Consider the following 13828-nt stretch of genomic DNA (forward strand, 5'->3'; position numbering starts at 1 on the left):
AACAATGTAAAATATATATCACATCAAATATATAGTAAATAATCCGTGTAAAGCTTCATCATTGCAAAATACAAAGAAGGATGGGTCAATGAGCAAAATTTTAGATAAATATAATGATATAGAAGAAATAAAAGAAATGAGTATTGATCAACTCAATCTATTTTGTCAGGAAATTAGAGAATTTATAGTTATGAAAATTTTTAAAACAGGTGGACATCTTGCATCGAATCTTGGCATAGTTGAATTAACAATAAGTCTTTATAATATTTTTGATTTTAGAAAGGACAAACTCATATGGGATGTAGGCCATCAAACCTATGTTCATAAAATATTAACTGGGAGAGCGTCAGATTTTGATACTCTACGGCAATATCAAGGGCTAAGCGGATTTCCTAAAAGAGAAGAGAGCAATTTTGACATATTTGAAACCGGCCACAGTTCAACTTCTCTATCAGCTGCGCTAGGAATAGCAAGAGCTAGAAACTTAAATGGAGAAGTGTATGATGTTATAGCCGTAATTGGTGATGGTGCCCTTACTGGAGGAATGGCCTTTGAGGCTCTAAATGATATAGGGGGAGGTACGGCAAAGGTTATTATTATATTAAACGACAATCAAATGTCAATAAGTGAAAATGTTGGCGGAATTTCTTCATATTTATATAAAATAAGGCTTGCCCCAAAATATATAAAAATTAAGGGGGGAATAAAAACTACATTAAAAAAATTTACTCTTGGTAAGACTTTGGCGAAAGCTTTAAAAAAGCTCAAAAGTGGCATTAAAGAAATCATGATACCCAACATGCTATTTGAAGATATGGGAATTAAGTATATGGGACCAATCAACGGTCATGACATTAAAGAAATGAGTAAAGTTTTCAAGATGGCACGAGATAGTGAAGAATCAGTTCTAATTCATGTTATTACCACCAAAGGAAAAGGCGTTGAATTCGCCGAAAAAAATCCGGAGAAATTTCATGCGATTGGACCTTTTGATTGTAAAACCGGAGAAATGAATTCTATTACCGCAACAACTTATTCTGAAGCTTTTGGAGAAGAAGCAATTTCCTTAGCAAAAGCAGATAAAAGACTCGTAGCAATAACTGCTGCTATGAAATATGGAACTGGTCTTAATAAATTCTCTCTGGAATTCAAAGATCGTTTTTTTGATGTTGGTATAGCTGAACAACATGCTGTAACGATGGCTGCCGGCATGGCAAGCAATGGTCTTAAGCCTATTTTCGCAGTATACTCTACTTTTATTCAAAGAGCTTATGACCAGATTCTTCATGATGTTTGTTTACAAAAATTACCTGTTATATTTGCAATTGATAGAGCTGGTTTAGTTGGCGAAGATGGCAAGACCCATCAAGGAATATTTGACGTATCGTTTTTGTCGCATATTCCTAATTTAATTATTATTAATCCTAAAAATATATTAGAGCTAAAAAATATGTTAAGATGGAGTTTTTTTCAAAATGAGCCAATAGCAATCAGATATCCTAAAGGCAGTGATGACGCTTCTATTGAATTACCACCAATTATTACTATAAAAAAAGGCAAATGGCAAATATTATCAAATGAAGGAAACATAGTTATATTTGCGACTGGAAAAATGGTTCAACGTGCTATTCAAGTTAGAAATAAATTATTAGATATAGGTATAAACATTTCAATAGTAAATGCGTGTTTCATAAAACCAATTGATGAAGAATTAATTAATTATTTTGTTAATAAAGAGTATGATATTATAACTCTTGAAGATAATATTCTCCATGGTGGCTTTGGAGCAATGGTTTTAGAATACATCAACTCGCTTGATAAAAACACTAAAATATTAACATTGGGATTTAATGATAGTTTTATAGAACAAGGTAATGTAGATATATTATATAAATTATACGAACTTGATGTTGATGGAATTATTCATAATATTATAAAATTTAGCCATAAAGTATCTTTAGAAGGAGAAAAAATCTCAAAATCTGATCTTCTTTGAATAAAGTAATCTAGTTGCTTCATATCATAATATCAACTTCTAGTTATATACCTGTTTATGAAAGTTTGGGCATGATGGCACAGAGAGGAGTGCAAACAAAAACCTAGACTTCTTAAGGTTCTGAATCAGTATGTATTCACAAGGAGAAATATACTTCGAGGTCGTTTCAAAGCTTGTGTGAGTACAAAAAAACAATATCGAAATTTGATAGTAGGCAAGGCATTTTCGTAACACCATATAAACTTACTTAATGCTAAATGCGGATCCTTACAATGAGATTAAGATAGTTGAAGTGATTTACTCTACGTTCTGATCTTGAACTGTAAAAGATGGGCATATCACTTCTGATATTTTTATAATTTTGATTTTTTTACTACAATCATTTTTGGAGTTATCTCAAGTTTTCTGACTTCTGACACCCAAAGACCACAGCAAAAAATTACACTAAAAAAATCTTTTAATCCTATGCCAGACGGTCAACCCTATCATTATTAAGACCTAGGATATATTTGTCAGTTTCTTCAAAAAAGGACTATATTTCTTCTACACTCATGTCATAGACTACATTGTAGCTCTTGTTTATAAAATCTGTTGAGTACATATATAGCCGACTTAAAAGCAGACATTCTGCCGCCAATAGCTACTCTGGTTTCAGGTAGATCTTATTGTTGTCAATCTATTGCAAGCTCCTTTGTGATTATCGGATCAGTGATTTATTTTACAGGCAGAACTAATCAAACTTTACTATATATAGTCCTTCGTCATGTTTCAGAGTAATAAGCTACCAATATCCCTGGTAAAACAACTCCTAAATTTACTAATCAAGAATTATAAGGCACCTCCCGTCAGCAGTATGTTGGAGTCTTCAACTCAAAGTTAGATGAACGTTTAGAATACGTTCAAAAATCAAGATATTATATTATCAATAATAATAAATATTTTTTATCTAATTCATAACTCGGCATATGTGAGTTAAGGAAAACTAAAAAAAACACTACTTCTTAACATAGCCTTTCATTAAAAAGGAATTAAATAAACTTTTTTTAATTAATTCTGCCACTTCTATATTAGGTTCTGGTGTGAATGTTAAAGTTACCAATTTGTCATTTATTGTGAGCTTCAAAGAATTCTTTTTTAAATCATTATTTATTTCGTTCATAGCAATGCCTCCTACCTGCTAAACCGTGTGATCCGCCATAAACTCTGTCGGAATCTAATTTCTTAGATACAATCGTATAGATATGATTACTTATTTTTAGACAGATTATGCTACTCCAACTACTTAAAATCCAGAAGAATCCATGACTGACCAACCATTAATAAGAACTGCAAAGTTTTCCGGTAGCCTGTTAATAAAAATCAGGACATATTTTGCTTTCTATTTCTTCTCTCATTTAAATGTATTTTTATTAATTCTAAGATTTCCAATACAATGTCTATTTAAATTCATCTCACAAGAATGCGGCAGGACAATCTTGTCCTGCCACATGATCTCTAAAATGAATATTTCTACTTATTCTTCATTTCTGCGCTTTTATTCGACACAACATCCCAAAACGCAAAGAATCAATTGATTCTTCTATAGGGCGGCAACAGCAACGGCTATCGGTTAAACGGGCCTCATAGGAATTTCACCTCTCTCAGGATCTCTGCGAGCCGCCCCCATTGCGATGTCTGTGGCTGGACGGAAGTAGCGTTAGCACTGTCCATTTCATTGCGAAACAGTCCACCATAAACTGTTTTATGACCAGGCGTTCTCGCTCATCACCTTCGATGCCATCGGTTCGACGAATGTCTCTCACCCATCCGCAGGCAGTTCTGGCGCGCCCGTCAATGTCGCTGCCGCTTTTACACGGCTGGACAGATCATGTATTAATGCTGCCGGATATGAAGTTTTCAAGGAACAAAAGAAGGAATAGAAAAACCCCCTCACTTACTTCCACGTTCAGAGAGGGGGGTGAGCGGAACAATTTTTAATTTTCCATCAGTTTCTTTAGCTTGCAGATGATTCTTACTTTCCGGTCATGTATGGTTCTCTGTGCAATATCTGTTTCTCTAGATATCTGACGCTCGCTTTTACCTTTGAAAAACAACTCGTCTATTAATTCTTGCTCCTGTGGAGTAAGTAGTTTTAGGCAAGAAAACAGTTTTTCAATTAGCACTGCTTGGACTGCGACATCTTCAACGCTTATTTCCTCCGCTGCAAACTGATGATTTAAGTCCTTTAGCCGTTCAAAGGAATCCTCACGGCTTGGAATGAGGTTAATTGCACAGCTAACACGGTCAATGTGATAATGCTCCACCTTTAAGTCATACTGCTGGTACCCCATTTTGCGATCGCTTTTTTCCAATACCTCAATAACAGCATCACTTGCTTCCGGATACTTCTCTCTATAATTAATTCTTCTGATTCTTTTTGCCATAGGGCTTATCCTCCATTTCGTGATTTTAAAATCAAAGAATGAAGAATAAGCGGTGGTGATCTGCAGCGGGGTATATACAAAGTTCTATCAAAAGCGACTTTCGTGCTACCCTCTTTTGTAATATTAGGTCGCCAGAACTATTTTATTGTCGAAGCAAAAAAATCAGCACTACACCAGGTTAGATGCAGTACTGATTTATTAATATATTTAATTATTGGTGGTTGAAGTGTATGTACTGGGCTGTCTTTATCTCCACCTCAATAAACAGATGTTGGAATGAAGCATACAGATAACCTCTTATCTAGGCAATATGCAAAAACTGGTACCTACTTGTATAAAAGACGTTATAAAAGACAAAACCTGCCCTCAAATGAGGACAAGCGCCTTATAAATTTTTCTCACGGCTAGGCTATCATAGTGCAAGAAACACCTTAGACCCTCGGCTTTGCGCCCCCGTTTTTCAACAGGTTTGCCTTTAACATATTTTATTTTTAATAAAACTTTTTTTTATTATTACGACTACTTCTGTTCTAAATGGATCAGGGTATAATACGTATTGAACTCTGTAAAACCTGTCTTAATTACAATGTATTTGTTACAATCACAGGTATCCTTTGAGGAATCCATTTATAGCAAAGGAATACTTTTATTAATTTCTGTAACTGTATAAATTATAACATGTATACCCTGTGGAAACAATAGATGACAGCAATTAGTTTTATCGTTTAATTTACAAAACGTACCAAATATATCGTATTGGAGAATATTTTAAAAGAAATTCAACTAATAAATAAGGATAAATATATTCCTGATATATCTGTTATATTAATAATATATCTATACAATCCAATTGTTCTTTTTCTGTAAATATCTTTTCTTAGAGTGGGGAGTTCTCTTTCACGGCGCATCAAGAACCCTGGCACAGTCCATAAAAAAAGCAGAGTTTTCTCTTGGCGGAATGATGTATTTTAAGCCTATTGTGTACTTGCCTTTTTAATTAATTGGTATTTAACTAAAGTACTCATTAGAATATAGCGATTATATCATATAAAAAACTGCTTTTTATATTCTTGCAAGTTCCTTTTACATCATTTTCAGCTGTTCCATTTTTTAGTCTAGGGGGAAATCGTTATTAATATCCTATTATTGCGGGTTACTGTTCAAAAAATAGAGATTACTGCTCTTACCGCCGTTCTCCCGCCAGCGCTGCTCCTTTCGAAGGTAGCCGCTTTTCTCCAAATCTGACAATGCCCTCTTTACGGTGCTTCTGGAAAGATTCAGTTCTCTGGCAATGGTACCAATTGCTGGATAGCATTTGCGGCTCTTATCAGCCCTGTCATGGAGATATATGAATACGGATTTTGCCCGGTGAGGCAACTCGGATTGATACACAGATGTAAAATAGGCCATATTTTCACCTCCTGTCTGAATGTTGTTTTTGCTCCATGGGTTCTAAATTGATAGCAGGAATCGGCGTTTGTACTATTCCTCCCGAAGCTGATACCCTATCTTCTCTTTCTTCCGGCTCTGGTTCAAAAGCGGCATTTCGACGGTTTATTTCTTCCTCCACTTTACGGCGGTCGGCATACTTCACCTTTCTTGCGGATTGCTCCGCAATTTCATATGGCTTGCCGAAGGTAATACCCCATTCTAAGAACAGCTTAAGGCGGGTACGCATGGGATAGGCTCCGGTCTTGGTTACAATGAACCTTCCCTTTGGCATGGATTTCAGCTCATCCGGTGTCATCAATGGACGCTCAATCATCTGTAAGGACTGACTAGGGTCATTCTTTCCCCTGCTGACAGAACCGCTCATAACAGTCTGACTGCCGAGGGCCTTTGACAAAATCTGTGCCGATTCACTGTTAGGAGCAAAACCGCCGAACACTGTATCCTGGCAATTATCGGTTATAATAGCGGCACCTTCCTTGCCATAGTTTTTCTCCAGCTGCGCAAAGCTCTGGATTATGGCAACGATAGATACCCGTCGGGAGCGGCTGGCCGAGAACATCATCTCTGCCGACTCAATCTTGGGAATGGTTCCAATTTCATCTAAAAACATCATGACGCGGTTTGGCAGCTTACCGCCATACTCATCGGCTACAGAAAGAATTTCCCGATAAAGCTGCTGAACAATTAGACTGATTATAAAATACTTAGTGGAATCTTCTTCCGGCATGACGAGGAAAATGGCACTTTTCTGGGTGCAAAACCGTTCAGCATCTATAGCTGTGTCAAAGCATAAAATCTGTTCCAGTTCTGAATCTAAAAAGGCATTGAGCCGTGACAGTGCTGTGGATAGAACGCTCTGCATGGCCTGCTCTGCAGAGTTGAGTGCCGCGCCTGCAAACCACTTAGTTTTATGATCGTCAGGCAAATGCGCCATCAGAAGCTGAAACAACGTCCGGCCTTTGACACCGCTGGGCGCCAGCAAATCCTGAATAAGCTTAAACACGGATACGATATGCCGCTCCCTTGGCTCACAGAATTCGGCGATCAGCAGAATGACCGAGGTCAGAAGCCCTTCTGCTGCATCATAGAAGAAGGCATTTTGCCCTGCTGCTGCACTGTCAAAGCCTCCAGAATTGATAATGGTCTTGGCTGTAATCTTAGCGTACTTCTCTGCTCTTGCCTTGTACGTTATGCTTTCCGGGTGAGCAAGGTACAAATCCATATAGCGGTTGACCAGATGGAGCAGGTTATTGCCATCCGAACGGGTAGGATTTCGCAGGTCAATGACCGACACATGATAGCCGTAATAATCCTTGGCAATCCCTGCATAGTTTCGATAAAGGTCCCCCTTCGTGTCTGTAGTGATAAAGCTCATGCCGGAAGCACAGGCATATTCCAGATTTGGATAGAGAAAGTTGGCTGTTTTTCCGACGCCTGTCGCACCAATCATCAGACAGTGGATATCATCGTCATCTACCAGCGCATATCCGTGATGGGTTGACTTATCAAAGAGTGATGCTTTTCTCCAGCCTACAATCAACCCCTGTGCTTTGGGTAAGTTGTTTCCCTGACGCCATTTTTCCGGCTCATATCGAATTGGGGTATAGACCGTCTGAATTTCCTTTTTTGTTGCCCAGCGGGCCGTACCATGTTGACCATCACCTACAGTTTTAGATTTTATACCATTTAGGCTGTAATAACGGGCAAGCAGTGATAATGAAGCAAGTATACTAAACATTGTCGTGCCTACGACAATCAAGGTTACTATTTGTGACATCTGCATCGGTTGCCCTCCGTTTCATTGTAAAAGAAAACCGCCAAGGAAAGTTTTCAACTTCTTGACGGTTTCTGTGTTTTAGGTGATTCCTAATCACATGCTTAATCTCATATTCGCCTCTTTCTCCTGTTTTTGTTGTAACGCTTGAAACTCTAGTTCTATGAACATTTCAGTTCTGATACAGTTTAATGCCAAACGTAAGTATACTCCACCAAGCTGTTTCTGGTCAGTCTCCGTGCGGATACCAGAACTATCAATCATTTGGTTAATCTCAGTCATATCGCCCCGAATATCCTCCAGCCTGGAACGAAGCCCTCCCCTGTCTTTATGAACGCTGTAATTCGTTTGAAGTTTCTTCATAAGTTTATCCGTATTCACCGGATGTTCCATCTGACGGCACAGTTCCTTTGTTAACAGCAGGGAACACGCCGCCATATATTCTATACATTCTCTAACAGATTCTTCATTTTCCGGTATAATCTTTCCGGTACTTACCATTGGTTCCAAAGCTTGATAAGTATCTTTTAACAGATACCTGATATTCCGGCTAACACTGATTTTCTCGCATAATACAAGCAATTTCGCACATACCTGCGGAAAAAGTGTGATCTTTGGGTGTTCCTCAGAGGGAATTGGGGGCATCCCGTTTTTTGCTTTTAGATCCTCATTCCAGTCCTTGTTGATGGACTGAATTACGGTTACATCTATATAATTATATTCGGAAAGAATATCCTTCAATCGTGTATTTGCTTCGATTCCTGCTGCGTCATGATCCAGGCAAAGGAATACTTTTCTAAGCTCCGTGTTCTGTCGGAGCTGTTGGAGCAGTGCATGTTCTGTAACTCCATCTAGAGCAACATAGCTGTGTTCCTGCCAGTCCCTTGGATACAGGGTGATAAAAGACAGCATATCTACCGGTGCTTCAAAAACATAGATTCGGTCACTATTTCCGCTCCAGTGAAAACTAAATTTTGGATCACTTCCTTCTACATTGCCCTTATAAGAATCTCCTTTTGTATAGGTGCCGAGCTTATGAGCATGACGGGGTATACTGTTTTCGTCCATACCTACGAACACAGCATTATGATACTGGCTGTCCTCATAAATGAGCTTTTCATGGGCAAAAAATGATATTATCTCCCGGTCTATAAACCGCTGCTTGATGAGATATGCAAACACCCGTCGCATGTCGTAGTTTTCCTCCGGCAGCGCAAAAGCCTTGCGTGGAGGCGGGGCGCTTTTCTCTGTTTGGTTCCACTCCACGCCGGATTCCCCGCCCAGTAGGAAACATACCGCCTCCGGAAAGCTCATATCATAGAACTGCTGTACAAAATCAATGGCACATCCGCCTTCTTTGCGGGAATGGCGGAACCATTCGTTGCCCCGGACGGTTACACTGTCATATCGTTTCCAGCGCCATTCCCGTCCTGAACGAACCAGCTGTTCTCCCTGGCGCTGGAGGAAGTCCACCAGATCCACTGTATTAGCCTGATGTTTTTGTTCATCGGTAAAATATACATATGCCATCTGAAACACCTCCCTTATCAACGTTTACGTTTTCCACAGCGCATATGCCCATGCCGAGTGCAGAAAAAGGCCGCCCGCTTATGCACGGACGACCTTTGACATAATTGAACGGTTTGCACAGGCGGCAATTTCTTTTTCTGTCTCTGTGACTGCTTTCCCATGGAATACCATACCTCCTTTATTTTAGTAAATAGTGAGCTTTTGTTCATGATCATTCGGAGCGTGCCCCTGGGCAATCTTTTTTTGTCTCAGCTTTCTGCGCAGCTTACCTTCCGTTTGAATACCCGGACTACCAGAGAGTCTTTTAACTTCCTCCTGAAAAATCTGACTGATATGATGCAGTAACCTTGTTGTTGCCAAAAACATGGAGGGATTACGGAGGGAGTCCAAGTGGTCCAGGAAAAACTGCGCATAAATATTACCTTGTTCTGCTGAGAGAGTGAGCCATCGCACAGCAGCTTCCCTGTCGCGGGGAACCTCCTGTCCCAGCAGATACATTTTACCAAGCTGGTATTGGGCGTATTGATTTTCCTGTTCAGCAGATTTTGTCAGCCATTTTATGGCGGCAGCCATATCTTTTGGAACGCTTTCTTCCTGCAGATACAGATTTCCCAAGGCATACGCTGCATAAGAGTTATCCTGCTCTGCAGAGAGGGTAAATAAATCTACTGCCCTTTGTATGTTCTTTTCCATATAATTTCCGTCCCGATAGAGCTTTCCAAGAGCATACTGTGCAAGAGCATTGCCGTTGTCAGACGCTTTTGTCAGCCATCGAAGAGCTTTCTCTACGTTAGATTTACCGCAGTGCACATCCAGATAAATTTTTCCCAGCATATATTGTGCATTGACATTCCCCAGCCGAGCGGATTTTTCCAAATAGTAGATTGCCTCGTCCATGTCCTTTTGCGTTCCGGTTCCGGTGTAGAGCATCTGACCAAGGCGGTACTGAAGCTTATCATCACGGCTTTGTCGTTCCATTTGCTGAAAACCATGGAAAGATGCCTCAAAGTGCAGCTCCGCTTTCTCAGTATTCCGCGCTGTTCCAATTCCGTCCCGATACATCTTTGCCATCTCATAGTCTGCATAGGGCATTCCCTGTTTAGCAGAACTTTGGTACAGTTGAAACGCGGTATTTAAATTATGTTCTACGCCCCTTCCCCCATAATAGAGAACTCCCAAAGAATATTGAGCGTATTTATGGTTCTTGGTGGCTGCTTCCTTAAACCAGTTTGCCGCTTCCTCATAGTCCTGTTCCGTTCCAAGCCCTGCTGCATACAGCTTGCCAATGCGGTACTCTACATACCGATGTTCGTTTTTGGCTTCTATCGCCAGAAAAGCAGCAAGCGCCTTGGAGTACCAGACAAAAGCAGTATCTGTATTCATTTCCACACCTAGCCCGTCAGTAAACATCCGTCCCAAATCATGCATGGCAAGGGCATTTCCGTCCTCTGCTTCTAGCAAAAATAAGGGCAGAGCCTGTTCAAAGTCCGGCTCTGCGATATCCGTACCATAAAGATAGGTAAGGGCCTGTTTATAGCGGCTGTTCCATGCAATGTGTGGCTTTCTTGGCACTGTACCCAAGTCAGATGTCGGAGATATGTTATTAGAGAGTTCAGTGGATGATGATTCAGAGCGATGTCCAGCCCCGGATTCAAGCTCCAACGCTTTTATTTCCCCTTCTTCGTCTAAATCAAGAAAAACAGAATCGGCTTTTTCAATTGATTCTATATGATTCATGATAGCTGCTTCCTCTATAATGCTTTCTTCCTCTGGAAGCGGTTCGGCCTGTTCATCTCCTTCAAAAACGACCTCCTGATTGCACAACCTGACCGCCTCCGAAATTACCATATTTTTTATCTGCTTGAATTCCTTCTGCTGGGAAAGCGGCAGCGGCGCGGGAAGGTCATCCTTGTAAGTACGAAGCACCTCGTTCCGCAGCTTCTGCCATTGGGCATAGGCTGCCGACACACGTCCATCCTTCGCCAGCTCGTCAACAATCTGGTTTACCAGTTTCTTGACTGGTGCTTTTAGATAGCCATATTGCTTTTTGCCGGTGGTTCGCCGAAGCCGTTCCGCAAGCTGAGTCAACATATTTTCCAGCACCGGATTATCACAGTCCCCTGTCTGCATCTGCTTTAGAAGCTCCCCTAGGGTTTCCCGGCTCTGTACTGTCAGCGTTTTTCTTTGCTCGGTCTGCTCCGTATAAATCTGGAGTAGATCCTGCTGAAAGATTTCCCTTGCCAGACTGCTCCGCATAGTTTCAATTGCTGACTTAGTCACAAAACCCTCACGTGGATCGACCGAGTACACGATCATATGGCAGTGAGGGTGGTGTCCCTCATCGTGATAAGCAGCGTACCAGCGCAGGTTCGACGATGCGATTTTCATCTGTTCCGCAAAAATATTTCTTTGTTGGCGTAAGAGGGCAATCCACGCAGCGGCATTGTCGTAACCAAGCCGGGCCGCATCCTCCCGTCGCAGAGAAATAATAGGTGTCCAGATGTTGCCGGGGTGAGCTGCAACCTCCTGCGCTGTCTGTGATAGCGACAACGGGATATCCTCATCAGAGAACAGACCATGGGTATCTAACCGTTCAGCGTGGGGGCGTGTGGCAATATAGTTAACATACACTTCCTGATGCGCCAGCTGGAATAGGTTTTGATCCAATGCAGCCGAGATAAATTCAGAGGCGTTTTCCATAGTAGGATTCGCCAAATAGTCCTCATACTCAAACAGCCCTGTGGAATCCGGAAATCGATTAAGAATATCCGACACCAGAAACTTCTGCTTTTCTGTGGCAGGACGGTTTCGCATCCGCTCTGGAAGTTTTTCTACACCATCCCGCGTGGCAATGTAGGTTACCAGATTTTCTGCATGAGCTGCTGCGCTTTTTATATAACGGCATTTAAAAATAATCCTGGGCATGGTCAATCACGCTTTTGGAATTTAGCTACATCTTCAAATGTCACAGAACCAACCGAACGCTTCACGTCCTCCACACATTTACCCCTGAGCTTACGTAAAGTATTTTCATCGTAATCTGCATTGACGGCAAGAATGTTCATCATCATGCTCATTTCTACTGCCAGCTTGAACATCAACCTTGACATGCGGTTCTCCGAGGTATTTACAATCCCCGACATAGCAGAGGTAATGGCGGTGGGAAGATACTTCATTCCATCCTCTGCGGCAATATATCCACTGTAAAATCGGATTGCTTTTTCTATGAATTCACTTCGGCTCTTACAGTTATCTTTTATTAAAATCGCATCTATCCCTTTGATGGTATTAGGATAGAGCCAGAGCGGGATTCTGGTTTTTATTTCTTCGCTCATGGTTGACCTCCTTTGCTAAATATACGGGAACCTCCTGACAGGTGCACCCTTTTGAACGTCCACGACCCGCATTGCGGGGCGATGTTTTGGGCAGGCGGGCGCAAAGCGACCACCTGCCTTTAACCTGCATCATTTTCGCCCCCATGGTTCACCCCAGTTTTGGCAGTTCTGACTACTGCCAGGATTTTGGTGTTTACGGCGGCAACAGGGGCTTTTACTGTCTTATGGCGCAATACTCCGCTCCTGATAGATAAAGGCGGCACAGGGGCATACAGGCGGCAACCGGGGGGGACTCTTTCCTCCATGTTGTTACATGCTTTACTGAGTGGGTAAAATATTATCTTTTACCATTACATCTCCAGATGCATCCCCTGCTTCATTTCTCCATCAGATGCCATTGAGATACGTCCTGTTTCCGCATCATACCGATAAACCTCATTAGAAAGACGTTCTTCCTCATCAACCTGGCTTTGATTAACATCACATACAATATCCTTTAAATCCTCAATTTCTCTTTCCTTATCTTCACGAATTAAAACTAACTCATGGATGGATGAGGGAAGAATCAGATAGTTTCCGCCAAGTTCCTTTGAAGCTGCTTCCAATACATACGGACAGAACATATAAGATGCTCCCTGACTCTTTTTGCTGTTACTCAATACAAACATAAAGCTGTTTTCCATGCTGGCCTGACTCTCCTCTATTGGAGATCCCATCATATTCGCAATTACATAGTCCATGCTATGGAACTCATATGGCATAAGCTGTTTCATACTCTTTTCAGCCTGTTCATGCAGCATCTCTGAATCAATATTCCAGCACTTTAAATGATCATTATTAACTAGGACCGAACCGAAAATGCCTGCATCCTCTTCAATTAAATAGCGGTATACAACAGCCAGATCCTCTACTACCTGATGAGGGACAGCGGACAGCAGTTCCCGATTCTTATCAGCATTTATCGCACACATAAACAGGTTGTCTTTCAAATTTTCATAGTCAAAATTATGTATGCCAAGCTTCGGCGCTGTTTCCACTGACTTCAGATATTGTTCCGCAAGCTTTTTTAGGATTTCTTCCATACTGACACCCATGTTGTAAGATTGATAGGCATTATCTAAGTATATCTGCGGAGTAAGATCACTTCCAGGTATCCGTATACTCATTCCATATAACTGAATGCCATTATTTTTTAGCTGCTGACGAACCGATACCTCTTCATTTTTCCATTCCTCAGGCAGATATTTCTTGATATGCCGTTCTACTTCTTCCATAAATTCTTTATATTCCATTGTGCAAATCCTCCTGTTCTTTGTGG

At 41.0% G+C, this 13828-nt stretch carries 9 protein-coding genes and 1 riboswitch; of the genes, 1 reads left to right on the forward strand and 8 read right to left on the reverse strand.

The features are described 5' to 3' along the window. Positions 1–88: 88 nt before the first annotated feature. Positions 89–1996, forward strand: coding sequence for a 1-deoxy-D-xylulose-5-phosphate synthase (dxs, locus tag BET01_RS08835; RefSeq protein WP_120196442.1), 1908 nt, complete (start codon positions 89–91; stop codon positions 1994–1996). A gap of 994 nt (positions 1997–2990) precedes the next feature. Here the strand turns inward: dxs and BET01_RS21535 are convergent. The 8 genes from BET01_RS21535 to BET01_RS08870 all read right to left on the reverse strand — a co-directional run bounded on the left by BET01_RS21535 (position 2991) and on the right by BET01_RS08870 (position 13802). Continuing rightward, positions 2991–3155, reverse strand: a complete 165-nt coding sequence (locus BET01_RS21535; RefSeq protein WP_158585012.1) for a hypothetical protein — start codon at positions 3153–3155, stop codon at positions 2991–2993. Between the two features lie 814 nt (positions 3156–3969). After that, on the reverse strand, positions 3970–4419 hold the full coding sequence (locus tag BET01_RS08840) for a sigma-70 RNA polymerase sigma factor region 4 domain-containing protein (RefSeq protein WP_120196443.1): 450 nt from the start codon (positions 4417–4419) through the stop codon (positions 3970–3972). Between the two features lie 396 nt (positions 4420–4815). Continuing rightward, positions 4816–4903, reverse strand: a riboswitch (cyclic di-GMP riboswitch). 659 nt (positions 4904–5562) lie between these two features. Beyond that, positions 5563–5829 (reverse strand): helix-turn-helix domain-containing protein, encoded by a 267-nt coding sequence (locus BET01_RS08845; RefSeq protein ID WP_120196444.1) that lies wholly within the window; start codon positions 5827–5829, stop codon positions 5563–5565. A gap of 4 nt (positions 5830–5833) precedes the next feature. Beyond that, positions 5834–7654: a VirD4-like conjugal transfer protein, CD1115 family gene (locus tag BET01_RS08850; protein ID WP_120196445.1), complete on the reverse strand. Its 1821-nt coding sequence runs from the start codon at positions 7652–7654 to the stop codon at positions 5834–5836. A gap of 87 nt (positions 7655–7741) precedes the next feature. Further along, positions 7742–9175 (reverse strand): DUF3991 domain-containing protein, encoded by a 1434-nt coding sequence (locus BET01_RS08855; protein ID WP_120196446.1) that lies wholly within the window; start codon positions 9173–9175, stop codon positions 7742–7744. Between the two features lie 183 nt (positions 9176–9358). Further along, positions 9359–12100: a MobP3 family relaxase gene (gene mobP3 / locus BET01_RS08860; RefSeq protein WP_120196447.1), complete on the reverse strand. Its 2742-nt coding sequence runs from the start codon at positions 12098–12100 to the stop codon at positions 9359–9361. Between the two features lie 2 nt (positions 12101–12102). Next, positions 12103–12510: a hypothetical protein gene (locus BET01_RS08865; protein ID WP_120196448.1), complete on the reverse strand. Its 408-nt coding sequence runs from the start codon at positions 12508–12510 to the stop codon at positions 12103–12105. Positions 12511–12860: 350 nt separating this feature from the next. Then, positions 12861–13802, reverse strand: a complete 942-nt coding sequence (locus tag BET01_RS08870; protein ID WP_120196449.1) for a DUF5688 family protein — start codon at positions 13800–13802, stop codon at positions 12861–12863. Positions 13803–13828: the final 26 nt, after the last annotated feature.

Source organism: Lacrimispora algidixylanolytica (assembly GCF_003609635.1).
Classification (GTDB): Bacteria; Bacillota; Clostridia; order Lachnospirales; family Lachnospiraceae; genus Lacrimispora; species Lacrimispora algidixylanolytica.